This window comes from Mycobacterium sp. B14F4 (genome assembly GCF_039871645.1).
Classification (GTDB): domain Bacteria; phylum Actinomycetota; class Actinomycetes; order Mycobacteriales; family Mycobacteriaceae; genus Mycobacterium.
The window spans coordinates 555,304-578,656 of record NZ_JBDPMF010000001.1 but is presented as its reverse complement, the minus strand read 5'-3'; the positions used below and the strand labels follow the sequence as shown (position 1 = coordinate 578,656).

Sequence of the window (23,353 nt, the reverse complement as noted above, 5' to 3'; positions counted from 1 at the left end):
CTACCCCATCGGGCAGGTCGCCGCGGCCTGCCGCAGCGGCGGCACCGACGGGGCGTCCACGGGCAGTCCGTAGCCCCGCAGCACCTCGATGAACTGCATCGCGTACTGGCAGTGGAACGCGCCGTTGGGCGGCATCCACAGCGCGGGCTCCTTATCGCCCTTGTCCTGGTTCACCTGGCCCTGCACCGCAACCAGATTGGCCGGGTCGTTGGCGAACCGCACCCGCATCTCGTCGGTCCAGTTGCGGGCGCCCTGATCCCAGGCGTAGGCCAGCGGCACGATGTGCTCGATCTGCACGGCCGCGCCGGTCTGGGCGCCGCGGGTGAACGGGACCGTGAGGTTGGTGTACGGGTCGTGCAGGGTTCCGGTGGCGACGGCCCGCGGGCACCGGCTGATCGACACGTACGTCTTGTCGACGAGGTCGCGGTCCAGGATGTCGTTGCGGGTGTCACAGCCGTTGTGCCCACCGGGTGCGCTGTTGTCGTCGGTCCAGCTCTCGCCGAAGGCGGCCCGGCGGTAGTCGTATCCGCGGATGCGCAGCGGCACGACGGCGATGCCGGCAAGCACGTCGACACCCGGTGCCACAGTGGGGACGTCGGCGCTGGCGACGAACTCTGCCCGGTCCCCCGAAGACGCGACAGTCTGGACGGCGACGACCACCGCGATGACGACGATCGCGACCAGCCACAGCAGGTGCTTGCGGTTCATGCCTTGTCCAGGAACTCGACTTGGTCGGAGTCGACGAAAGGTGCGGCCAGCACCGCCATGCCCGCATTGGCGGGGTCCTGCTCGTAGAGCGTCTTGCTAAAATCGCGGGCGGTTTCGATGACCTCACGATGCTCCGACAGCGATAGGAACCGCAGCGTGATGGCTCGTCCGGACTGGCTGTATCCCAGCACGTCTCCCTCCTGGCGCTCCTCGAGGTCAAACTCGGCGAGCGTGAAGCCGTCGAGGGTGGACGCGACGGCGGCCAACCGCACGCCGGCCTTCGAGCTCTCGGGCAGTTCGGTGACGAGCAGGCAGAGGCTGGGGTGCTGTCCGCGGCCGATGCGCCCGCGCAACTGGTGCAGCTGGCTGATGCCGAACCGGTCGGCGTCCATCACCAGCATCACCGTCGCGTTCGGCACGTCGACGCCGACCTCGATGACCGTGGTGCACACCAGCACGTCGATCTCCCGCGCCCGGAACGCGGCCATCACGGCGTCCTTCTCGTCGGCCGGTAGCCGACCGTGCATGAGGCCCAGCCGCAGAACCGACAACGGGCCGCGGCTCAGCCGGTCGAACAATTCGACGACGGTGGTCGGCGGCGGGCCGCCGCGGTTCTTGTCCTCGGGAAGCTTGTCGTTCTCGTCGATGCGCGAGGCGACCACGTAGGCCTGCCGTCCCTCGCGTACCTCTTCGGCGATGCGCTGCCAGGCCCGGTCCAGCCACGACCGGTGCTCATTGAGAAAGATGGTGTTCGTGGTGATCGCCTGGCGGCCGCGCGGGAGTTCGCGCAGCGTCGAGGTATCCAGATCGCCGTAATAGGTCAGCGCGACGGTGCGCGGTATCGGCGTGGCGGTCATGACAAGAAGATGCGGCGTCACCCCCTCGGGAGCCTTGCCGCGCAACCGGTCTCGTTGTTCGACCCCGAAGCGGTGCTGCTCGTCGACGACGACCATACCGAGGCGGTGGAACTCCACGGCGTCCTGCAGCAGCGCGTGCGTGCCGATCACGATCCCAGCCTCGCCGGCCGCCACCTCGTCGCGCACCGCGCGCTTCTGCTGCGCCGACATCGACCCGGTCAACAGCGCGACCCGCGTCGCTCCCTCGGCACCCTCCAGTTGGCCTGCCATGGCCAACGGGCCCAGGACGTCGCGGATCGACCGGGCATGTTGGGCGGCAAGGACTTCGGTGGGTGCGAGCAGCGCAGATTGATAGCCGGCGTCGACCATCTGCAGCATCGCGAACACCGACACGATGGTCTTGCCCGAACCCACCTCGCCCTGCAGCATGCGGTTCATCGGCCGCGTCGCGGCGAGTTCGCCGAAGATGTCGTCGAGCACCTCGCGTTGGCCGGCGGTCAGTTCGAACGGCAACTGCTTGTGCAACGCCCCGACCAGGCCGTCGTCGTGACGGGGCGCCACGGGGCCGGACTCTCTGAGTTCGCTGTGGCGCCGCCCGACCAGCGCCCACTGCAGGCCGATCGCCTCGTCGAAGGTCAGACGCGTGATCGCCGCGTCTCGTTCGGCGGCTCGCTCGGCGGTGTGGATGGTGCGCAGCGCCGTGTCCTCGTCGATCAGATCATGTTGCCGCAGAAACGATTCCGGTAACGGCTCGGGAATAGGGTCGAGCACGTCGAGCACCTGGCGGACACACGCGTAGATGTCCCAGCTCTGCACCTTCTTGTTCGCGGTATAGATCGGAAAGAAATCGCGCTCGAACGGCGACAGCAGGTCGTCACCGGTGGCCCCGGACGCCTCGATGATCGTCTTCAGCGACTTCGAACCCTTCAACTCGCCGCTGTCGTGCAGCACCAGGAACGCGGGATGGGTCAGCTGCATCGTGCCCTTGAAGTAGCCGACCTCCCCGGAGAGCATCACCTTGACGCCCTCTCGCAGCGACTTCTTGAGGTACTTCGGGTTGAAGAACGTCGCGGTCGCCTTCGGCCGCCGATCCCTGAGGGTGACGACGAGGTACTCTCGCGCCGGCGCCCGTTTCGTCCACCTCGTCTCGGCATTCGCGATGTGGTCGACGAACGTGACGTGTTCACCTATGGGGAGTTCTTCGCCCTCGTCGGCGGTCGTCATCTCGTCGCTGTATTTGCGTGGGAAATAACGCAACAGGTCGTTGACGGTGCGGATGCCGAAGTGTTCCTCCAGCGGGTCGGCCGCCTTCTTGCCGAGCACATAGTCGAGGCGATCGGTCAGCACGGCCACGGCTACTCCACCCCGATCAGCAGCGAATCACCGCGGTGTCCGGTGTGATACGTCACCAACTCGGTGCCCAGGTGCCTCCGGTGCACGTGGTCTTGCAGGGCCGCCGCGACGGACTCGTCGACCCCGGCGCCGGTCAGCACCGTCACCAGTTCCCCACCCGCGGCCAGGAGCAGGTCGATCAGCCCGGCGGCCGCGGCGACCAGGTCCTCGCCGACGATCAGCACCTCGTCACCCGAGATGCCAAGGCCGTCACCGGGATTGCAGGTGCCCGCCCAGGTGAGCGCCTCCTCGGCGGCCACTCGCACCGAACCATGCCGCGCGGCCGCGGCCGCCCTGGCCATCGTGTAGCCGTCGTCGACGGCCTGGCGCTCACCGTCGTGCACCGCGAGCGCGGCCAGTCCCTGCACCATCGACACCGCGGGCACCGGCACCACGTCGATGCCCCATCCGCCTGCGGCGGTGCACCCGGCGACCAACTCCTCGGCGGCGACGTATCCGTTCGGCAGCACCATGACCTGCGCGGCGCCCGTGGTGACCAGCGCGTGCAGCAGCTGCTTGGCGCTCACCGGCGCGTCGGGGCTCAGCCGCAACACATGTGCGCCCTCGCCGGCGAACAGCTCCTCGGCGCCCGCGCCGTCGACGACCGCGAGCACGGCGCGGTCCCGCGCCCATCCCCCGGCCGGCCGGGTCGCCGCGGTGCCCGCCAGCGCGGTGACCTGGATCCGGCTCGGCGTACCCACGGCGAGGCCCGCCTCCACCGCCGCACCTGCGTCATCGGCGTGCACGTGAACCGAGTACTGCCCGACGCCGCCCGCCGCCGCCGCGATCGCCACCGATTCGCCGAGCCGGTCGAGTTCGCTGCGCAGCTTCTCCACACCGGCCGCATCGCATCCGGTCAGCAGATACATCACCTCGAACTGCGGCGCCGCCGCCGTCGCCGCCAGGCTCGCCTCACTGTGCGGACGGGTCGGCACGTACTCCTGCCGGCGCGGCGAATGGCCGGTCAGCGTGGTGCTCATCGCGTCAAGAAGTACCAGCAGACCGCGGCCGCCCGCGTCTACCACGCCGGCCTCGGCAAGCGCGTCGAGCTGCTCGGTGGTGCGGTCCAGCGATCCGGCTGCGGCCTCGGCAGCAGCGCGCACCACGTCGGCCAGTCCGGCGGCGTCGGCCGCGGCGTGCTCGGCGGACGCCGCCGCGTCCTGCAGCACGGTGACGATCGTGCCCCGGACGGCCTCGCCCATCGACGTCACCACGAGGCCGACGGCGTGCCGCAGTACCGCCGCGAACAGCGCGCCGTCGACGTCGGCGAGCACTCCGCTGCGGTCGGCAGCGACCTCGGCCGTGACGTCGGCGAGGCCGCGCAAAATCTGCGACAGGATGACGCCCGAATTGCCCCGTGCGCCCTGCAGCGCCCCGCGGGCGAGCGCGGCGGCCACCTCGGCGACGTCGTCGGTGCCCGACACGGCGTCGGCCTGCGCCCAGGCTGAACGCATGGTGAACAGCATGTTCGTGCCGGTATCGGCATCGGCCACCGGGAAGACGTTGAGCCGGTTGATCTCGTCGGTGTGGGTGATCAAGTCACCGACTGCGGTGTGTGCCCAGTCGCGCAATGCGGAGGCGTCCAGCCGTCGAGCCGACATGCCTGACCTCCAACAACACTGTGACGCCGGTGCCGCACGCACTCGGCAAGCCGCCGTGCGCGTCAGCTTAGCCAGTGGACCTGACATCGCGGTCGAGACCGTTGCGGCTGTGGACGGCCCCGTCGGCGGCCGACGCTTTTTGGCGATCCTCGCGCCTGCCGGTATCCTGATCAGGTTGTCGGTCGAGCCGCGCCCGGTCGCGGTGCACGACCCACCCCAAGACTGATCTGAGGAGTTGGAGCAAATGGCTGCCGTGTGCGATATCTGCGGGAAGGCCCCCGGCTTCGGTAAATCGGTGTCGCACTCCCATCGCCGGACCAGCCGTCGGTGGGATCCCAACATCCAGAGCGTGCGCGCCGTGACCCGCCCCGGCGGCAACAAGCAGCGCATGAACGTGTGCACCTCGTGCATCAAGGCCGGAAAGGTCGTCCGCGGCTGACGCGCCCCGAGCGGTGCTCGTTTAGCGGCGCCGCACCGGGGTACCGCCCCCTGTGACCGGGCATCCGGCCCGGTCCGAAGGGAAAGCAGGCGTGGCCATGACGAAATCCGCGGTACTCCGACCCGTACTGATCACGGTCTCGGCTGCCCTTGCTGCCGGATGGCTGGTGGCATGTGCCGAGGATGAGGGCACGAACACCGAAACGACCACGGTCGAGACCACGCAGACTTCTGAGAACGACGGCACCATCGAGATCCCGTCGCCGAATATCGAGATTCCCGACGTGACCGTCTCGCCCAACCCCTGACGTCACCCCCGGCGAGCGTTCAGTCGTTTCGGTAGTCACGCCCTCGGGTAGGGACTTATCCATGACCTCACGCGCCTGTTCGCGAACCACCCGCACCACCCTGACAGCCCTGTCCGCCGGCCTGGCAATGGGCTGGCTGCTGTCCGGCTGCGGAGGCGGCGAGGAAGGCGAGCAGACGACCACCACCACCACGACGACCTCGGTCACCACGTCTGTGGAGACGACGGCCGAGACCAGCGCGCCCGCCACGACCGCGCCGTCGCCGGAACTGCCGACGGCGACCACCGAGGGCGACGGCACCGTGGAGGTTCCGGTGCCCGAAGTCCCGTCTCCGCCGGCCATCCCGTCGCCCCCGGCGATTCCCTCGCCACCGCCGATCCCGGGTGTCGGCTAGCCCTACGGCAGGCGCCAGTCGATCGGCTCGGCACCCATCTTCTCCAGCAGCTCGTTGGCCCGGCTGAACGGCCGCGAGCCGAAAAACCCGCGCGACGCCGACAGCGGCGACGGATGCGGCGACTCGATCGCCACACAGTCGCCGCCGTCGAGCATCGGCTTGAGCGTCGACGCGTCGCGGCCCCACAGCACCGCCACCAACGGCTGCTTCCTGGCGACCAGCGCCCGGATCGCGCACTCGGTGACACCCTCCCACCCCTTGCCGCGGTGTGACGCCGGGTTACCCGGGCGCACCGTGAGCACCCTGTTGAGCAGCATCACGCCGCGTTCGGCCCACGGAGTGAGGTCGCCGGAGGCCGGTGCGGGATGACCCAGATCGCTGCCGTACTCCCTGAAGATGTTCTCCAGACTGCGCGGCAGCGGACGCACCTCGGGTGCCACCGAGAAGCTCAGCCCGACCGCATGGCCCGGCGTCGGGTAGGGATCCTGGCCGACGATCAGCACCCGCACCCGGTCCAACGGAAACGTGAAGGCGCGCAACACGTTCTGCCCGGCCGGCAAGTACCCGTTGCCCGCGGCGAGTTCCGCGCGCAGAAACTCCCCCATCTGCGCGACCTGGTCGGTCACCGGTTCCAGCGCTCGTGCCCAGCCGTCCTCGACGAGTTCGTGCAGCGGTCGCGCGGTCACGTCAGCCCTTGGATCAACATCACCACGGAGTCGGCGCCCGCCTGTCGGTCCTTCGAGATCTCTTGGTATTCCGGCGATTCAGCCCACTCGCGAAACGACGCCTCATCGGGGAAGGACATGAGTACCACCTTCTGGCGATCCGAGCGGCCCTCCAGGATCTGCGGTGACTCGTCGGCGGCGAGCAGCGTCCCGGCGTGCCGGACGAAGACGTCCATGAAGCGGGCTTGATAGCGGTCGTAGGCGGCGCGGTCGGTGAACCTGAGTTCAGCGATGGCGTACACGGTCACGGTTGGCCACCCTAGCTAGTCGAAGGACTGCCAGCCCGGATTGCCCTCCCACGCCGCGCCGTCGACCAGCACCCCCGGCGGCCCGGCGAGCACCCGCCCGACCGCTCGCCACCCCGCCGGCAACGGCCCGGTGAAGGTCGCGACGAGCGCATGGTCCTCGCCACCGCCGAGGATCCAGGCCCACGGATCGGCGCCGAGAGCGGCCGCGGCATCGGCGACGGCGTCACGATCGCCGGACAGCGCGGCCGTCGACAGGTCGATGCGGACACTGGACGCCTCGGCGATGTGGCCGAGGTCGGCGAGCAGGCCGTCGGACACATCGGTCATCGCGGTGGCGCCCCCGTCGGCCGCGACACGACCCTGGCCGTACGGCGGCTCGGGCACCAGATGACGACGACGCAGATCGTCGAACTGGCGAACATCGTTGTGCCACAACGCGTAACCCGCGGCGGATCGGCCGAGGTCCCCCGCGACGGCCACGGTGTCCCCGAGCCGGGCGCCGCTGCGCCGCACCGGCTCGCGGCCGGCCATGTCGCCGAGCGCGGTCACCGAGACCACCCACTGCGGTGCGCTGACCAGATCGCCGCCGACGATCCCCGCACCGAACGTTTGGGCCTCCTGCCACATGCCGTCGGCCAACTCGACGGCCTGCGCGGCAGGGGTGTCGGCGGGCGCGCCGAATGCGACGACGAAGGCGGACGCGCGCGCACCCATCGCCTCGATGTCGGCCGCGTTCTGCGCGATCGCCTTTCGGCCCACGTCGTGCGGCGTCGACCAGTCCAGGCGGAAATGCCGCCCCGAGACCAGCATGTCGGTCGACACCGCGATCCTGCCGTCGCCCGCAGACACCACGGCCGCGTCGTCCCCGGGCCCCAGCACGACGGCGGCCGGTTGCCTGCGGCCCGCCACCAGGCGGTCGATCACACCGAACTCGCCGACCTGCGCCAGGCTCTCGGCGTCGGTCACCATGCCACCTCCTGTCGCCGCTCGTGGCCTGAACACCTGCCGGACCTGCGGTACGTTAAGCCCCTGCGGCGTGGAGTCTATGCAGTGGCAGGGAGGGTCAACGCGTGGTCGAGGCTTTCGTGCTGATCCAGACCGAGGTGGGCCGCGCCGAGGTGGTCGCCAAACAACTCGCCGCGCTACCCGGGGTGTTGTCCGCCGAGTACGTGACGGGTCCCTACGACGTCGTCGTGCGCGTCGGCGCGGACACTCTCGACGACTTGACGGCATCCGTCGTGCCCACCGTGCAGCAGATCAGCGGTATCACGCGCACGCTGACCTGCCCGATCGCCCATGGAGCGCATCCCTAGAGTTGACCCGTGCAGTCCGAGACCGGCGACGGCCCACCGCGGGCGCTGCTGATCGCGGCGATCGTGGTGGCGGTCGGCGCGCTGATCGCGGTCCTGGTGGTCGCGGTGCTGCGGCGACCGGGCACCCAACCGGTACCGATCGCTGCGGTGCCCGCCCCGAAGGCCACCAGCGCCGAGTGCGAAGGCCTGACCGCCGCGCTGCCCGCCGATCTCGGTGACGTTCCGCGCGCCCCGCTGCTCGACCCCGCACCCGCGGGGGCCGCGGCGTGGCGGGCCGGCGATGGCGACGAACCGATCATCCTGCGCTGCGGGCTGGACCGGCCCGCCGAGTTCGTCGTCGGCGCCCCCCTGCAAGCGGTCGACGACGTGCAGTGGTTCCGGGTCGCCGACGGCGGCGGCACCCGCAGCACCTGGTACGCGGTCGACCGCCCGGTGTACGTCGCGCTGACCCTGCCGCAGGATTCCGGGCCCACACCCATTCAGCAGGTCTCCGCGGCGATCGCGACGTCGTTGCCGGCCAGGCCGCCCGATCCCGCGCCGGTGAACTGAGCCGCCCGGCTACCGCAAGCCGGTGCCGCGTTCGAGCGCGGTCTCGACCATCGTGGCGAGCAGGGTCGGGTAGTCCACGCCGCTGGCCGCCCACATCCGCGGGTACATCGAGATCGTGGTGAAGCCGGGCATCGTGTTGATCTCGTTGATCACCGGCCCGTCGTCGGTAAGGAAGAAGTCGACGCGGGCCAGACCCTGGCAGTCGATCGCGTTGAACGCGCGAATCGCCAAGCGGCGCACGGTGTCCGCGACGTCGTCGTCGACCTTGGCTGGCACGTCGAGTTCGGCGGCGTCCTCGAGGTACTTCGTCGTGAAGTCGTAGAACCCGTCCTCGCGCCCGCGCACGCCCGCGACCCGGATCTCACCGACCGTGCTGGCCTCGACTCTGCCGTCGGGGAACTCGAGCACACCGCACTCGAGTTCGCGGCCCGGCACCGCGGCCTCGACGATCACCTTGGGATCGTGGCGGCGGGCCTGATCGATCGCCATCGGCAGCTGATCCCACGCGGTGACCCTGCTGACGCCGATCGACGATCCGCCGCGGGCGGGTTTGACGAACACCGGCAGCCCGAGGCGTTCGCGTGCTTCGAGGTCCACCGTGTCCTGGCGTGGGCGCAGCACCTCGTGATCGCCGATCGGCAACCCGTCGACGGCCAGCAGCTTCTTGGTGAACTCCTTGTCCATCCCGGCCGCGCTGGCCAGCACCCCGGCCCCGACGTAGGGCACACCCGCGAGTTCGAGCAGGCCCTGGATGGTGCCGTCCTCGCCGTACGGACCGTGCAGCACGGGAAACACCACGTCCACGGCTGCCAGCAGTTCCCCGGCGCCCTGGCCGAGCGAGAACAGCTGACCACCACGGGTCGGGTCGGCGGCCAGCGCCAGCTCGGTGCCCGACGCCGGGGTCACCTCCGGTAGCCGACCGTCGGTGATCGCCAAGGTGTCGGGCTGGGCGTTGGTCAGCATCCAGGAGCCGTCGGGCGTGATGCCGACCGCGACGACGTCGAACCGCCGCGGATCGAGGTTGCGCAGGATGCTGCCAGCAGAAACACACGAGATCGCGTGTTCCGAGCTGCGTCCGCCGTAGACGACGGCGACCCGGACGCGACCCGGGCCGGAGTCAGAGCGGGCGGTCACAATCTTGAGAGGCTACCGTCCTGGGCTACCCGAGCGCTTGCTCGATGTCGGCGACCAGGTCGTCGGTGTCCTCGATGCCCAGCGAGATGCGGGCGAAGCCGTCGCTGACCGGGTCGCCCCAGCGGGCCCGACGGTCCACCGAACTGTGGATACCCCCGAAACTCGTCGACGAGATGAGCAGGGCGCTGCGCTCCACCAGGGCGTTCACGGCGGCCGCGTCCGCGAGCTCGACGGCGACCAGGCCGCCGAAGCGCTTCATCTGCGCGCGGGCGATGCCGTACGACGGGTCGTCGGGCAGCCCGGGATAGCGCACCGACCGCACCGCAGGGTGGGTCTGCAGCGCCACCGCGAGCGCGGCGGCGTTGTGGCACTGCCGTTCGAAGCGCAGTCCCACGGTGCCCAGGCTGCGCAGCACCAGCCACGCCTCGAACGCACCGAGGATCGCGCCCGCGAGCAGTCGCTCGCGGGCCACGGCCGCCATCAGGTCGGGATGACTGCCCGCCACATATCCCGCGAGGACGTCGCTGTGCCCGGACAGCGCCTTGGTAGCGCTCGCCACGACGAGGTCGGCGCCCAGCGACAACGGCTGCTGACCCAACGGGGTGGCGGTGGTGTTGTCGACGACCAGGGTGGCGCCGCGGCCGCGGCACTGCATGGCGAGCCGATGCAGGTCGACCACGTCGAGGCGGGGGTTGGCCGGGCTTTCGGCCAGCACCACGTCGGCGTCCACCGACGCGGCACACATCTCGTGACTGGCGGCTGTGACAATTGTTACGCCTTGGGGTGCAAGGTATTCCATGGCGTACTGCCGAATCTGGTAATAACCGTCGGCGGGCACCACCAACTTGGCTCCCGGCTTGGCGAGCACCCGCAGCACCGATGTGACGGCGGCCATGCCCGACCCGAATGCCAGCGCCGCCGCGGCGCCCTCGAGTACGGCCAGCGCCGACTCGAGTCGGCGCCACGTCGGGTTGGAACTGCGCCCGTAGCTGTCCAGCGAGTCCGTGTCGTCGGGCGACAGATGGTAGGTGGCCGCCGGAACCGGGGACGAAGCGACCGGCTCACCCGGAACCGGTTCTGCGCCAACGGCGTTGACGCTGCGGGTGGAATCGCCGTACTGACCGTCCACGGTCCCTACTCCGGCTTGGTGCTGCGCCCGAGCAACAGCGCGACCGCCTCGTCGACCGAAAGGCCCTTGTGGCACACGCGCACTACCGCGTCGGTGAGCGGCATTTCGACGTCGTAACTGTCCGCCAGCGCCTGCACCGCCTGGCACGACGCGACGCCCTCGGCGACGTGTCCGCCCGCCGCAAGCATCGCCGATTCCATGGTGCCGCCCTTGCCGAGTCGTTCGCCGAAGGCGCGGTTGCGCGAATGCGGCGAGGTGCATGTCGCGATCAGATCGCCGACGCCCGCCAGGCCGGCAAGCGTGGCCGGCTTGGCGCCCAAGGCAATTCCCAGCCGCATCACCTCGGCCAGCCCGCGGGTGATGATCGCGGCCGCGGTGTTCTCCCCCAGCCCGACCCCGGCGGCCATCCCCGAGGCCAGCGCGATGACGTTCTTGCAGGCGCCACCCACCTCCGCGCCGATGACGTCGGCGTTGGTGTAGGGCCGGAAGTACCCGGTCGACAATGCCCGCTGCAGGGCGACGGCGCGGCCGGAGTCGGTGCAGGCGACAACGGTGGCGGCCGGCTGTTCCTCGACGATCTCACTGGCCAGGTTCGGGCCGGTGACCACCGCCACCCGCCCCGGATCGGCGCCGGTGACTTGCACGACCACCTGGCTCATCCGCATCAGCGTGTCGAGTTCGATGCCTTTGGCCAGGCTCACCAGCGTGACGTCGTCGCCGAGGGACGCCGACCACTGTTCGAGGTTGGTCCGCAGCGTCTGCGCCGGGACCGCCAGCAGCACCGTGCAGGCGCCGGCCAGGGCCTCGGCCGCATCACTGGTGGCGCGGACGGACTTCGGCAGCTCGGTGTCGCCGAGATACCCGGAGTTGCGGCGTGTGTCGTTGATCTCGTCGGCCAGTTCGCGACGACGAGCCCACAGCGTGACCTCGTTGCCCGCGTCGGCCAGGATCTTCGCCAGCGCCGTACCCCACGCACCGGCTCCCATCACCGCCGCCTTGACCACGCCTCAACCCTAGCGTGAGTCGCTCGGCTGGCAGACTGCGCGTGAGGAGCGAGAGGACAGGATGACGATCATGAGCGGGTCAGGCGGAGCCGACATCGGGCTGGTGATCGCCGTCAAACGACTCGCCGCGGCCAAGACCCGGCTGGCGCCCGTGTTCTCCTCGGCAGACCGCGAGAAGGTGGTGCTGGCGATGTTGCTCGACACCATCACCGCCGCCGCCGCGGTCGAGGCCCTGCACGCGATCACCGTCGTCACCCCGGACGGGGCGGCCGCCGATGCCGCCGCCGGGCTCGGCGCCAGGGTGCTTTCCGATCCGACGCCCGACGGCCACCGCGATCCGTTGAACAACGCGATCGCCGCCGCAGAGGCCGAGGTTCGCAGCGAGACGCCGAACATCGTTGTGCTGCAGGGAGATCTGCCGGCCCTACAGTCGCGGGAGCTGGCGGCGGCGATCGGAGCCGCGCGGGCGCATCCACGCAGCTTCGTCGGTGACCGGCACGGCACGGGCACCTCGGCGCTGCTGGCCTTCGGGGTCCCGCTCGACCCGCGGTTCGGCACCGATTCCGCGCGCCACCATCGCGATTCCGGCGCGGTCGAGTTGACCGGTGAGTGGCCCGGGCTGCGCTGCGACATCGACACACCCGAGGATCTGGCCCTCGCCCGGCGGCTCGGCGTCGGGACCGCGACGGCACAAGCCATCGGGGACACCCGGTGAACAGTTGGTCGTGCGCTGGCACGAGCACCAACCGATAGGGGATCATCGGAAGAATGACGGAAGCCGAAACCCAGATTCGTGACAGCGACACCGAGTCGGCGGCCGTCAACGTCCGGCCCATGGCGACGGACTCCGGTGATTCGGCACCGGAGGCGCCCCCCGCGGCCACGTCGCCGGCGATCGACAACGCCCTGCCAGAGGATCGCTACCTCAACCGCGAACTGAGTTGGCTCGACTTCAACGCCCGCGTGCTCGCGCTGGCCGCGGACCCGTCGCTGCCGCTGCTGGAGCGTGCGAAGTTCCTCGCGATCTTCGCGTCGAACCTCGACGAGTTCTATATGGTGCGGGTCGCCGGTCTCAAGCGCCGCGACGAGATGGGCCTGTCTGTGCGGTCGGCAGACGGGCTGTCCCCGCGCGAGCAGTTGCGCCGCATCAACGAGCGCACCCAACAGATCGCCAACCGGCACGCACACGTGTTCGGAGATTCGGTGCGCCCAGCACTGGCCGACGAGGGCATCGTGATCGTCACGTGGGGCGAACTCGACGACGCCGAACGCACCCGACTGTCCACCTACTTCCACGAGCAGGTGTTCCCGGTGCTGACGCCGCTGGCGGTCGACCCGGCCCATCCCTTCCCGTTCGTCAGCGGGCTGAGCCTGAACCTGGCGATCACCGTCAAACATCCCGACGACGGCGGGCAGCATTTCGCCCGGATCAAGGTGCCCGACAACGTCGACCGGTTCGTCGAACTGGCCATCCGCGAGGGCGACTCGCAGATCGTGCGGTTCCTGCCGATGGAGGAACTGATCGCCGCGTTCCTGCCGGTGCTCTTCCCCGGGCTCGAGATCGTCGAGCATCACGCGTTCCGCATCACGCGCAACGCCGATTTCGAGGTCGAAGAGGACCGCGACGAGGACCTGCTGCAGGCGCTCGAGCGGGAACTGGCGCGGCGCCGCTTCGGCTCGCCCGTGCGCCTCGAGGTCTCCGATGACATGACCGAGAGCATGCTCGAACTGCTGCTGCGCGAACTCGACGTCGCGCCCGGCGATGTCATCGAGGTGCCCGGCCTACTCGACCTGTCGTCGCTGTGGCAGATCTACGACCAGGACCGCCCCGGGCTCAAGGACCGTCCGTTCGTACCCGCGACGCCGCCGGCGTTCGGCGAACGGGAGACCCCGAAGAGCATCTTCTCCACCCTGCGCGACGGTGACGTGCTCGTCCACCATCCGTACGACTCGTTCTCCACCACGGTGCAGCGTTTCATCGAACAGGCCGCCGCCGATCCGAACGTGTTGGCCATCAAGCAGACGCTGTACCGCACGTCGGGTGACTCGCCGATCGTCAACGCGCTCATCGACGCCGCTGCGGCGGGCAAGCAGGTGGTGGCGCTCGTCGAGATCAAGGCGCGCTTCGACGAACAGGCCAACATCAAATGGGCGCGCGCCCTGGAGCGCGCCGGCGTCCACGTGGTGTACGGGCTCATCGGGCTCAAGACCCACTGCAAGACGTGCCTGGTGGTACGGCGCGAAGGTTCGGTGATCCGCCGCTACTGCCACATCGGGACTGGTAACTACAACCCGAAAACCGCGCGGTTGTACGAAGACATCGGCCTGCTGACCGCTGCTCCCGACATCGGCGCCGACCTCACCGACCTGTTCAACTCGCTGACGGGTTACTCGCGCAAGGACTCCTACCGCAACCTGCTGGTCGCCCCGCACGGTGTGCGGAGAGGCATCATCGAGCGCATCGAGCGCGAGATCGCCGCGACGCGGGACGGCGCCGAGGGCCGGATCAGGCTGAAGGCCAACGCCTTGGTGGACGAGCAGGTGATCGACGCCCTGTACCGCGCGTCGCAGGCCGGGGTGCGGGTAGAGGTGGTGGTGCGCGGAATCTGCGCGCTGCGGCCCCAGGCTCCGGGCTACTCAGACAACATCGTCGTGCGCTCGATCCTCGGCCGGTTCCTCGAACACTCGCGGATAATTCACTTCCGCGCCATCGACGAGTTCTGGATCGGCAGCGCCGACATGATGCATCGTAATCTCGACCGACGGGTCGAGGTCATGACCGAGGTGAAGGACCAGAGGCTGAAGTCGCAGCTGCACGACGTGTTCGAGTCCGCGATGGACCCCGCCACCCGATGCTGGGAGTTGGGTATGGACGGCAAGTGGATCGCGTCGCCGCAGGAAGGTCAGACGGTCCGCGACCATCAGATGTCACTGATGGATCGCCACCGGCAACCGTGACGACGGCGTCGACGGCAGTCGTGGCCGCTCCGAATGATCTGCAGGAGTAGAGGTGCCGAGAAGTTCCGAGCCGAAACCGGCGGACAAGGCCGTTTTCGCCGCGGGTGCGGTGCTGTGGCGGCCCAACGGTGATCCCGACGTTCCCGAGATCGCGCTGATTCACCGGCCTCGCTACGACGATTGGTCGCTACCTAAGGGCAAGGTCGACCCGGGCGAGACCGAACCCGTCACCGCCGTGCGCGAGGTGCGCGAGGAGACCGGGTACACCGCGCATCTGGGCCGACGACTCACCTCCGTCAACTATCCCGTCGAGGAGGGCACCAAGAAAGTGCGCTACTGGGCGGCGCGCCATGTGCGCGGCGAGTTCACCCCCAACGACGAGGTCGACGAGCTGAAGTGGATGCCCGTCAGCGAGGCGATGAACCAACTCGGCTACCCGCACGATCGAAAGGTCCTGCGCCGCTTCATGAAGAGCCCCGTCGACACCAAGACGGTGCTGATCGTTCGCCATGGCACCGCGGGCAGTAAGTCCCGCTACAAGGGCGACGATCGGCTACGCCCCCTGGACAAGCACGGCCGAGCACAGGCCGAGTCGCTGGTCGGGGTGCTGCTCGCCTTCGGCGCCGACACTCTTCACGCCGCCGACCGGGTGCGGTGTTTATCGACGCTCGAGCCACTGGCCGAGGAACTCGGGACGACGATCGAAAGCGAGCCGCTGCTGACCGAGGAGGGCTACGCCGACGACCGCAAGGCGGCCCGGCAGCGGTTCCTGGAGATCGCGGACAGCGGGGGCACACCGGTGATCTGCACGCAGGGCAAGGTGATTCCCGACCTGATCGCCTGGTGGAGTGAGCGCGACGGCGTGCGGCCGGACAAGTCACGCAACAGCAAGGGCAGCACCTGGGTGATGTCGCTGCACGACGGCCGGCTCGTGGCAGCCGACCACATCGGCAGCCCGCTGGCCACCAAGGAGTAGCGCACGGATACGCCGCGGGTCGAGGTGACCCACGGCGCGTCCGATGCCGAAACTACTTGCGGCCGCGCTTGGCAGGCGCCTTGCGCGCCGGCGCCTTCTTGGCCGTCGCCTTGGAGGCAGTCCGCTTGGACGCGGCTTTCTTCACCGCCGCCTTCTTCACGGCTTTCTTGGCTGCCGTCTTCTTCACGGCTTTCTTGGCTGCCGTCCGCTTGACCGCCTTTTTGGCTGCCGTCTTCTTCACGGCTTTCTTGGCTGCCGTCCGCTTGACCGCCTTCTTGGCTGCCGTCTTCTTCACGGCCTTCTTCACCGCGGCCCTTCTGACGGCCTTCTTGGCCGCGGCCTTCTTGACCGCCTTGCGGGCGGTGCCGCCCGCGGTCGCGCCTCGCTTCACTGCTGGTCCTTCCGCCGGGAGGCGCTGTGCCCCTGAGACAACCGCTTTGAACTGTGCACCGGGCCGGAAGGCCGGCACGGAGGTGGGCTTGACTCGTACGGTCTCGCCGGTGCGCGGGTTACGCGCGACGCGGGCGGCGCGGCGGCGCTGTTCGAAGACGCCGAAGCCGGTGATGGTGACGCTGTCACCCTTGTGCACCGCACGCACGATCGTGTCGACGACATTCTCCACTGCGTCGGTAGCAGTCCGCCGATCCGTCTTCAGCTTCGTCGTGAGTACGTCGATCAGCTCTGCTTTGTTCATGCAAAACCTCCGGATACCAGTGGTCCTCTTTGGACCGACTAGAGGACACGGTAAACCCATTCCCCATTGATTTCCAAGAGCCACGCGCAATTTCAAGCAGAACTAGCGAACTTTCTTGCCCCCCTTAGTCTCCTGAGGGCACCCCCGAGAACGGGGTTCAATGGCGACGATTTCGGCCCGCCGAGGCCTTTCGTCACACCGGCAGCGTGCGCGGCTTCCAGTCCGGCCGAGTCGCCTCGTAGGCCTCGATCTCCTCGCATTTGCGCAGCGTAAGGCCTATATCGTCCAGCCCGGAGAGCAGTCGCCACGCCGTGTAGTCGTCAATTCTGAACGGCACCATGACCGTTCCGGCAGTGACGGTTCGATCTTGAAGATTCACAGTGATTTCCAGACCCGGCTGCTGCTCAATGAGCTTCCATAAAATTTCGACATCATCTTGCGCGATTTCGGCCGCCAGAAGCCCGGCCTTGCCCGCGTTGCCCCGGAAGATGTCGGCGAAACGGGACGAGATGACGACCCGGAATCCGTAATCCATGAGTGCCCACACGGCGTGCTCGCGGGAGGACCCGGTGCCGAAATCCGGCCCGGCGACCAACACCGAGCCCCTGTCGAACGGCGGGAGGTTCAACACGAACGAGGGGTCGTTGCGCCATGCGGCGAACAGACCGTCCTCGAAACCCGTTCGCGTGACCCGCTTCAGATAGACCGCGGGGATGATCTGGTCGGTGTCGACGTTGGAGCGACGCAGCGGTACCCCAATGCCGGTGTGAGTATGGAAAGCCTGCATGACTTCTCCTCCTAAGCAGTCAGGTCTGCGGGTGAGGACAACGTGCCGCGCACCGCCGTGGCGGCTGCGACGGCAGGCGACACCAGATGGGTGCGACCGCCCTTGCCTTGCCTGCCCTCGAAGTTGCGGTTCGACGTCGACGCGCACCGCTGCCCCGGCGACAGCTGATCTGGATTCATACCAAGACACATCGAGCAGCCGGCCTGGCGCCACTCGGCTCCGGCGGCGATGAAGATCTCGCCGAGGCCTTCGGATTCGGCCTGCGCCCGCACCCGCATGGAACCCGGCACGATGAGCATCCGCACGCCGTCGGCGACAGTGCGCCCGCGCAGCACATCGGCGACGACCCGCAGATCCTCGATGCGGCCGTTGGTGCAGGAGCCGACGAACACCGTGTCGACGGGAATGTCACGCATCGCGGTACCGGGCCGAAGATCCATGTACGCCAACGCTTTCTCGGCTGCCTGACGCTCGGCTTCGTCGAACATCAACTCCGGATCCGGCACCGAACCCGACAGCGCCACCCCCTGGCCGGGATTGGTGCCCCACGTGACGAACGGGCTCAACGTCGCGGCGTCGAGGTACACCTCGGTGTCGAACTCGGCGCCCTCGTCGGTGCGCAACCTGCTCCACGCGGCCACCGCCGCGTCCCACCGCGCACCCTTGGGCGCGTGCGGGCGACCGCGCAAGAATTCAAAAGTGGTCTCGTCGGGCGCGACCATTCCGGCCCGCGCACCCGCCTCGATGCTCATGTTGCAGATCGTCATCCGGCCCTCCATCGACAGTGCTTCGATGGCACTGCCGCGGTATTCGATGACATGACCCTGCCCGCCGCCGGTACCGATCTTCGCGATGACCGCGAGGATGATGTCCTTCGCGCTGACGCCGGGCGGAAGTTCGCCGTCGACGTTGACCGCCATCGTCTTGAACGGACGCAACGAAAGTGTCTGCGTGGCGAGCACGTGCTCGACCTCCGATGTGCCGATGCCCATCGCCAGCGCGCCGAAGGCACCGTGCGTCGAGGTATGGCTGTCACCGCACACCACCGTCATACCGGGCTGGGTCAGCCCGAGCTGAGGCCCGATGATGTGCACGATGCCTTGTTCGACGTCGCCCATCGGATGCAGCCGGATGCCGAACTCCTCGCAGTTGCGCCGCAGCGTCTCCACCTGAGTCCGCGACACCGGGTCGGCGATCGGTTTGTCGATGTCGACGGTCGGCACGTTGTGGTCTTCGGTGGCGATCGTGAGGTCCGGCCTGCGCACCGGCCGCCCCGCCAACCGCAGACCGTCGAACGCCTGCGGACTGGTCACCTCGTGAACAAGGTGCAGATCGATGTAGATCAGGTCGGGCTCGCGCGCCGCGCCGTCACCGGCGCCGGGAACGACGACGTGGTCGGCCCACACCTTCTCGGCCATGGTGCGCGGCTTGTCTCCGCGGCTCGGATCGGTGGACATCTTGACTATCTCACAATCTGGGACGTTAGTATCTCCTTGTGAGACAGGATAGCGGCATCGGCGTGCTCGACAAAGCCGTGGGGGTTTTGCACGCGGTCGCCGAGTCCCCCTGCGGGCTCGCCGAACTCTGCGAGCGCACCGGGCTGCCGCGGGCCACCGCGCACCGGCTTGCCGCGGGCCTGGAAACCCACCGCCTGCTGAGCCGCAACGGCGACGGGCGGTGGCGACTGGGCCCGGCGCTGACCGAACTGGCCGGACACGTCAACGATCCGCTGCTGGCCGCGGGCGCGGCGGTGTTGCCCCGGCTGCGCGAGATCACCGGTGAGAGCGTCCAGCTCTACCGCAGGGAAGGCACCTCACGGATCTGTGTGGCGGCATTGGAACCTCCTGCCGGGCTTCGCGATACCGTGCCCGTCGGCACCAGGCTGCCGATGACGGCCGGTTCGGGGGCCAAAGTGCTGCTGGCGCATGCGGACGCGGCGACCCAGCAGGCGGTTCTGCCCGGGGCCAAGTTCACCGACCGGACGCTCGCCGAGGTGCGCAAGCGAGGGTGGGCGCAGAGCGCGGGCGAACGGGAACCGGGAGTGGCCAGCGTGTCGGCTCCCGTGCGCGACGGCCGCGGCGCGGTGATCGCCGCGGTGTCGGTGTCGGGACCGATCGACCGGATGGGCCGTCGGCCCGGTGCACGGTGGGCGGCAGACCTGCTGGCGGCCGCCGAGGCACTCACCCGTCGCCTTTGAGCGCGAGCAGACGCAACTCGCGGAAGAGAAAGAAGAAGAAGAAGAAAAGTACCCCCGATGGGATTCGAACCCACGCTACCGCCGTGAGAGGGCGGCGTCCTAGGCCGCTAGACGACGGGGGCCAGAACTTTCCGGATGGCCAGCATAGCTCAGGGCGGATTGACGTCCTAATCACACTGGATTGGCTGGGGTACCAGGACTCGAACCTAGAATGGCTGAACCAGAATCAGCTGTGTTGCCAATTACACCATACCCCATTGGCTACCTATAACCGCAGGTCATAGGACCTTTTCGGCGATCCCACCCGGTCGGGGGTTTCCCTCGCGTGTGGAATCGGGCCGACGTGCAGATTACCAAAGATTCGCAGCCTGCTTTTCAGGCCTCCGCCGCCGCGGCGGCGTGCTCGCGGCCGGCACGCAGTCGGTCCAGACTGCGGTCGCGGCCCAGCAAGTCGAGCGATTCGAACAGCGGCGGGCTGACCGTCGCCCCGGTGGCGGCGACGCGGATCGGCCCGAACGCCTTGCGGGGCTTGAGTCCCATGTCGTCGAGCAGCGCGGCCTTCAGCGCCGCCTCGATCGCGTCGGTGGTCCACTCCCCGATGGCCTGCAGCGCGATCAGCGCCGTGTCGAGCACCGCGACCGCGTCGGCGCGCAGTTCCTTCGCCGCGGACTTCTCGTCGAGGGCGAACTCGTCGTCGTTGAGAAACTTCAACAGCTCCCACGCGTCGCCCAGCACCACGATGCGGGTCTGCACCAGTCGCGCAGCCTCGGCGAACTGCCGGTCGTCGAGGCGTGTTTCGTAGCCGTGGGCGGCGAAATACGCCGCGAGGCGGGCGGTGAAGTCGTCCTCGGTCAGCAGCCGGATATGTTCGGCGTTGAGCGCGTCGGCCTTCTTCTGGTCGAACCGCGCGGGGTTGGAGTTGACGTCGGCGACGTCGAAGGCGGCGACCATCTCCTCGAGGGTGAACACGTCGCGGTCCTCGGCGATGCCCCAGCCCAGCAGGGCCAGGTAGTTCAGCAGGCCCTCGGGGATGAAGCCGCGTTCGCGGTGGATGAAGAGGTTGGACTGCGGATCGCGCTTGGACAGCTTCTTGTTGCCGTCGCCCAGAACGCTTGGCAGATGCGCGAACTCCGGGACGCGCTGGGCCACCCCCAGGCGGATCAGCGCCTGGTACAGCGCGATCTGACGTGGAGTCGACGACAGTAGGTCCTCCCCGCGCAGCACGTGGGTGATGTTCATCAGCGCGTCGTCGACGGGATTGACCAAGGTGTACAAGGGCTCGCCGTTGCCCCGGGTCAGCGCGAAATCGGGCACCGTTCCGGCGGGGAACGTCGTCTCGTCCCTTACCAGGTCGCGCCAGCCGATGTCGTCGTCGGGCATCTTGAGCCGCACGACGGGTGACCTGCCCTCGGCGTGGTAGGCCGCCCGCTGCTCGTCGGTCAGCGTGCGGTCGAAGTTGTCGTAACCCAGTTTGGGGTTGCGACCCGCGGCGAGGTGGCGGGCCTCGACTTCCTCGGGGGTGGAGAAGGATTCGTAGGCGTCACCGGACTCGAGCAATCGCGTGATCACGTCGCGGTAGAGGTCCAGCCGCTGCGACTGGCGGTAGGGCCCGTAGGGTCCGCCGACCTCGGGCCCCTCATCCCAGTCCAGTCCGAGCCATCGCAGCGCGTCGAGCAGCGCGCGGTAGCTCTCCTCGGAGTCGCGCGCCGAATCGGTGTCCTCGATGCGGAACACGAACGTGCCGCCGGTGTGGCGAGCGTACGCCCAGTTGAACAGCGCGGTGCGGATCAGGCCGACGTGCGGCGTGCCGGTCGGCGATGGGCAGAACCGTACCCGTACGTCCGCGGTCACGACTTCCCCTTGCGCACAACAGGGTTGGTCAGGGTACCGATGCCCTCGATGCTGATGGCTACCGTGTCGGAGTCCTCGATCGGCCCGACGCCTTCGGGGGTGCCGGTCAGGATGATATCTCCGGGCAGCAGCGTCATCACCCGTGAGATCCACTCGACGATCGCGCCGACGTCGTGGACCATCATCGAGGTTCGGCTCTGCTGCTTGACCGATCCGTTGACCTCCGTGCGGATCTCCAGATCCGACGGGTCGACGTCGGTGACGATCCACGGCCCGATCGGGCAGAAGGTGTCATGCCCTTTGGCGCGGGTCCACTGGCCGTCCTTCTGTTGCTGGTCGCGCGCGGACACGTCGTTGCAGATGGTGTAGCCGAGGATGTTCTCCGCGACGCGGGCGGCCGGAACGTCCTTGCACGGCCGGCCGATGACAACGGCGAGTTCGCCCTCGAAGTGCACCGGGTGCGCATCGGCGGGCAACTGGATCGGGACGTTGGGACCAATGATCGCGGTGTTGGGCTTCATGAAGATGATCGGATCGTCGAATGTCCCGCCCCCCATTTCGGCGATGTGGGCGGCGTAGTTCTTGCCCACGCACACCACCTTGCTGGCCAGGATCGGGGCGAGCAGTCGCACATCGGCCAGGGACCACTGGCGCCCGGTGAACTGCGGGTTGCCGAACGGATGCTCGGCGATCTCGCGGGCGACCGCTTGGGTCGGGTCATCGGTCGGGCCCTCGATGCTGACGAAGGCGACCCCGTCGGGACTGGCGATTCGGCCAAGGCGCATGCCGTCAGCCTAGTGGCCGCAGACTTCGCCTCCGCGGGCCGCTCCGCGGCGGCGCTCGTCTCACATTATGAAACAAACATTCAGCATCGTGAGACGCGTGTGCCACGATGAACCGATGAGCGTCGAATCGATCAGCACCGCGCGGCGCTGGTCGATGCTGGGCATCGCGTTGGCGGCCACCACGAGCGCCAACGTGTTCATCAACGGTGCAGCGTTTCTCATCCCGACCCTGCACACCGACCGGGGACTCGACCTCGCCGCGGCGGGCCTGCTCTCCTCGATGCCCAGCTTCGGGTTGGTCCTCACGCTGATCGCGTGGGGCTATGTGGTGGACCGGGTCGGTGAGCGCTTCGTGTTGACCGTCGGGTCCGTGTTGATCGCCGCGGCGGCGTTCGCGGCCGCGGCGGTGGACTCGCTCGTCGCGGTGGGCGCCTTCCTGCTGCTGGGCGGAATGGCCGCCGCCAGCAGCAATTCCGCGAGCGGCCGGTTGGTGGTCGGCTGGTTCCCACCCGACCAGCGCGGGCTGGTGATGGGCATCCGCCAGACCGCGACACCCCTTGGAGTCGCGTTCGGCGCGTTGGTGATTCCGCGGGTGGCCGAAAGCCACGGCGCGTCCGCGGCGTTGCTGTTCCCGGCGGTGGTGTGCGCGGTGTCGGCGGTGGTCTGCGCGGTCGCGGTCATCGATCCGCCGCGGCCCCCGCGCTCCGAGGCTCCCGCCGAGCACCTGGCCAACCCCTACCGGGGATCGGCCACGCTGTTGCGAATCCACGCCGTCTCGGTACTTCTCGTGGTGCCACAGGCGATGGTGTGGACGTTCACCCTGGTGTGGTTGATGACCGACCGCGGATGGTCGGCGGCATCGGCAGGCACCGTCGTCACGGTCGCCCAGCTGCTCGGCGCCGGCGGTCGGGTCGCGGCCGGGCACTGGTCCGACCGGTTGGGTCAGCGGCTGCGGCCGATCCGGTCGATCGCGCTGGCCGCGGCGGCCACCATGGGGCTGCTGGCGCTGACGGACTGGCTGGGCTCACCGGTCAGCGTCACGCTGATGGTGATCGCGTCGGTGATCACCGTGTCCGACAACGGGTTGGCCTTCACCGCGATCGCCGAGATCGCCGGCCCGTACTGGAGCGGACGCGCGCTGGGCACCCAGAACACCAGCCAGCACCTGGCCGCGGCCGCGAGCGCACCGCTGTTCGGCGCGTTGATCGGCGTCGCCGGTTATCCCGCGGCGTTCGCCGTGTGCGCGTTGTTCCCGTTGGCCGCGATCCCGGTCGTGCCCGCCGACGAGCCGGCCTGACGCCCACG

24 protein-coding genes and 2 tRNA genes are annotated in these 23,353 nt (G+C 68.7%); 10 read left to right on the top strand and 16 right to left on the bottom strand.

Annotated features, from left to right (window positions below; translation table 11 throughout):
- The 3 genes from ABGB19_RS02850 to ABGB19_RS02840 are packed head-to-tail and all read right to left on the bottom strand — an operon-like array spanning nt 1 to nt 4,558.
- The gene (locus ABGB19_RS02850; RefSeq protein ID WP_347683759.1) at nt 1-708 is read right to left on the bottom strand and encodes an HNH endonuclease family protein; all 708 of its coding nucleotides are present in this window, start codon (nt 706-708) and stop codon (nt 1-3) included.
- Complete coding sequence (gene recG, locus ABGB19_RS02845) at nt 705-2,918, bottom strand: ATP-dependent DNA helicase RecG (RefSeq protein WP_347683755.1); 2,214 nt, start codon at nt 2,916-2,918, stop codon at nt 705-707. The genes ABGB19_RS02850 and recG overlap by 4 nt, the downstream gene beginning before the upstream one ends.
- 2 nt (nt 2,919-2,920) lie before the next feature.
- Nucleotides 2,921-4,558, bottom strand: a complete 1,638-nt coding sequence (locus ABGB19_RS02840) for a DAK2 domain-containing protein (protein ID WP_347683752.1) — start codon at nt 4,556-4,558, stop codon at nt 2,921-2,923.
- A 244-nt stretch (nt 4,559-4,802) separates the two neighbouring features.
- Between ABGB19_RS02840 and rpmB the strand changes: the two genes are divergently transcribed.
- The 3 genes from rpmB (at nt 4,803) to ABGB19_RS02825 (ending at nt 5,698) form a co-directional block, all read left to right on the top strand.
- Nucleotides 4,803-4,997: a 50S ribosomal protein L28 gene (rpmB, locus tag ABGB19_RS02835; protein ID WP_347683750.1), complete on the top strand. Its 195-nt coding sequence runs from the start codon at nt 4,803-4,805 to the stop codon at nt 4,995-4,997.
- Between the two features lie 97 nt (nt 4,998-5,094).
- Complete coding sequence (locus ABGB19_RS02830; protein ID WP_347683748.1) at nt 5,095-5,304, top strand: hypothetical protein; 210 nt, start codon at nt 5,095-5,097, stop codon at nt 5,302-5,304.
- Between the two features lie 61 nt (nt 5,305-5,365).
- On the top strand, nt 5,366-5,698 hold the full coding sequence (locus tag ABGB19_RS02825) for a hypothetical protein (RefSeq protein ID WP_347683746.1): 333 nt from the start codon (nt 5,366-5,368) through the stop codon (nt 5,696-5,698).
- A gap of 2 nt (nt 5,699-5,700) precedes the next feature.
- On the opposite strand, the gene ABGB19_RS02820 is transcribed toward ABGB19_RS02825, so the two are convergent.
- The 3 genes from ABGB19_RS02820 to ABGB19_RS02810 are packed head-to-tail and all read right to left on the bottom strand — an operon-like array spanning nt 5,701 to nt 7,640.
- Nucleotides 5,701-6,384 (bottom strand): uracil-DNA glycosylase, encoded by a 684-nt coding sequence (locus tag ABGB19_RS02820; RefSeq protein ID WP_347683744.1) that lies wholly within the window; start codon nt 6,382-6,384, stop codon nt 5,701-5,703.
- Nucleotides 6,381-6,671, bottom strand: a complete 291-nt coding sequence (locus ABGB19_RS02815; protein WP_347683742.1) for a DUF1330 domain-containing protein — start codon at nt 6,669-6,671, stop codon at nt 6,381-6,383. Before ABGB19_RS02815 ends, ABGB19_RS02820 begins: the two co-directional genes overlap by 4 nt.
- Before the next feature lie 15 nt (nt 6,672-6,686).
- Complete coding sequence (locus tag ABGB19_RS02810; RefSeq protein WP_347683740.1) at nt 6,687-7,640, bottom strand: thiamine-phosphate kinase; 954 nt, start codon at nt 7,638-7,640, stop codon at nt 6,687-6,689.
- Nucleotides 7,641-7,741: 101 nt separating this feature from the next.
- Between ABGB19_RS02810 and ABGB19_RS02805 the strand changes: the two genes are divergently transcribed.
- Nucleotides 7,742-7,984: an Lrp/AsnC ligand binding domain-containing protein gene (locus tag ABGB19_RS02805; protein ID WP_347683738.1), complete on the top strand. Its 243-nt coding sequence runs from the start codon at nt 7,742-7,744 to the stop codon at nt 7,982-7,984.
- Between the two features lie 9 nt (nt 7,985-7,993).
- Nucleotides 7,994-8,533, top strand: coding sequence for a DUF3515 domain-containing protein (locus ABGB19_RS02800; RefSeq protein WP_347683736.1), 540 nt, complete (start codon nt 7,994-7,996; stop codon nt 8,531-8,533).
- Nucleotides 8,534-8,542: 9 nt separating this feature from the next.
- On the opposite strand, the gene ABGB19_RS02795 is transcribed toward ABGB19_RS02800, so the two are convergent.
- From ABGB19_RS02795 to ABGB19_RS02785, 3 genes are read right to left on the bottom strand one after another with little or no spacing between them, the layout of a single operon-like run.
- On the bottom strand, nt 8,543-9,667 hold the full coding sequence (locus ABGB19_RS02795; protein ID WP_347683734.1) for a D-alanine--D-alanine ligase family protein: 1,125 nt from the start codon (nt 9,665-9,667) through the stop codon (nt 8,543-8,545).
- A gap of 25 nt (nt 9,668-9,692) precedes the next feature.
- Nucleotides 9,693-10,796: a cystathionine gamma-lyase gene (locus ABGB19_RS02790; RefSeq protein ID WP_347683732.1), complete on the bottom strand. Its 1,104-nt coding sequence runs from the start codon at nt 10,794-10,796 to the stop codon at nt 9,693-9,695.
- Between the two features lie 5 nt (nt 10,797-10,801).
- Nucleotides 10,802-11,782, bottom strand: a complete 981-nt coding sequence (locus ABGB19_RS02785) for an NAD(P)H-dependent glycerol-3-phosphate dehydrogenase (protein WP_347684692.1) — start codon at nt 11,780-11,782, stop codon at nt 10,802-10,804.
- An 88-nt stretch (nt 11,783-11,870) separates the two neighbouring features.
- On the opposite strand from ABGB19_RS02785, the gene cofC reads away from it, so the two are divergent.
- Genes cofC through ABGB19_RS02770 form a run of 3 tightly spaced genes read left to right on the top strand, consistent with a single transcriptional unit; the run spans nt 11,871 to nt 15,734 of the window.
- A complete protein-coding gene (gene cofC / locus ABGB19_RS02780) occupies nt 11,871-12,515 on the top strand; it encodes a 2-phospho-L-lactate guanylyltransferase (protein WP_347683730.1) in 645 nt (214 codons plus the stop codon).
- 53 nt (nt 12,516-12,568) lie between these two features.
- The gene (locus ABGB19_RS02775) at nt 12,569-14,758 is read left to right on the top strand and encodes an RNA degradosome polyphosphate kinase (protein ID WP_347683728.1); all 2,190 of its coding nucleotides are present in this window, start codon (nt 12,569-12,571) and stop codon (nt 14,756-14,758) included.
- A 52-nt stretch (nt 14,759-14,810) separates the two neighbouring features.
- A complete protein-coding gene (locus ABGB19_RS02770) occupies nt 14,811-15,734 on the top strand; it encodes an NUDIX hydrolase (protein ID WP_347683726.1) in 924 nt (307 codons plus the stop codon).
- A 52-nt stretch (nt 15,735-15,786) separates the two neighbouring features.
- Here ABGB19_RS02770 and ABGB19_RS02765 read toward each other — a convergent pair whose 3' ends face one another.
- The 3 genes from ABGB19_RS02765 to leuC form a co-directional block, all read right to left on the bottom strand.
- Nucleotides 15,787-16,428 carry an HU family DNA-binding protein gene (locus ABGB19_RS02765; protein ID WP_347683724.1) on the bottom strand — a complete coding sequence of 214 codons (642 nt, stop codon included), beginning with the start codon at nt 16,426-16,428 and terminating at the stop codon, nt 15,787-15,789.
- Between the two features lie 193 nt (nt 16,429-16,621).
- A complete protein-coding gene (gene leuD, locus ABGB19_RS02760) occupies nt 16,622-17,215 on the bottom strand; it encodes a 3-isopropylmalate dehydratase small subunit (RefSeq protein WP_347683722.1) in 594 nt (197 codons plus the stop codon).
- Nucleotides 17,216-17,226: 11 nt separating this feature from the next.
- Nucleotides 17,227-18,672: a 3-isopropylmalate dehydratase large subunit gene (leuC, locus tag ABGB19_RS02755; RefSeq protein WP_347683720.1), complete on the bottom strand. Its 1,446-nt coding sequence runs from the start codon at nt 18,670-18,672 to the stop codon at nt 17,227-17,229.
- A 38-nt stretch (nt 18,673-18,710) separates the two neighbouring features.
- Here leuC and ABGB19_RS02750 point away from each other — a divergent pair, with 38 nt between their 5' ends.
- Nucleotides 18,711-19,412 (top strand): IclR family transcriptional regulator, encoded by a 702-nt coding sequence (locus ABGB19_RS02750; protein ID WP_347683718.1) that lies wholly within the window; start codon nt 18,711-18,713, stop codon nt 19,410-19,412.
- Between the two features lie 49 nt (nt 19,413-19,461).
- Here the strand turns inward: ABGB19_RS02750 and ABGB19_RS02745 are convergent.
- The 4 genes from ABGB19_RS02745 to ABGB19_RS02730 form a co-directional block, all read right to left on the bottom strand.
- A tRNA-Glu gene (locus ABGB19_RS02745) sits at nt 19,462-19,534 on the bottom strand.
- A gap of 60 nt (nt 19,535-19,594) precedes the next feature.
- A tRNA-Gln gene (locus tag ABGB19_RS02740) sits at nt 19,595-19,669 on the bottom strand.
- A 118-nt stretch (nt 19,670-19,787) separates the two neighbouring features.
- Complete coding sequence (gene gltX, locus ABGB19_RS02735; protein WP_347683716.1) at nt 19,788-21,263, bottom strand: glutamate--tRNA ligase; 1,476 nt, start codon at nt 21,261-21,263, stop codon at nt 19,788-19,790.
- Nucleotides 21,260-22,048 carry a fumarylacetoacetate hydrolase family protein gene (locus tag ABGB19_RS02730; RefSeq protein WP_347683714.1) on the bottom strand — a complete coding sequence of 263 codons (789 nt, stop codon included), beginning with the start codon at nt 22,046-22,048 and terminating at the stop codon, nt 21,260-21,262. Before ABGB19_RS02730 ends, gltX begins: the two co-directional genes overlap by 4 nt.
- A gap of 115 nt (nt 22,049-22,163) precedes the next feature.
- Here ABGB19_RS02730 and ABGB19_RS02725 point away from each other — a divergent pair, with 115 nt between their 5' ends.
- Nucleotides 22,164-23,345, top strand: coding sequence for an MFS transporter (locus ABGB19_RS02725; protein ID WP_347683712.1), 1,182 nt, complete (start codon nt 22,164-22,166; stop codon nt 23,343-23,345).
- Nucleotides 23,346-23,353: the final 8 nt, after the last annotated feature.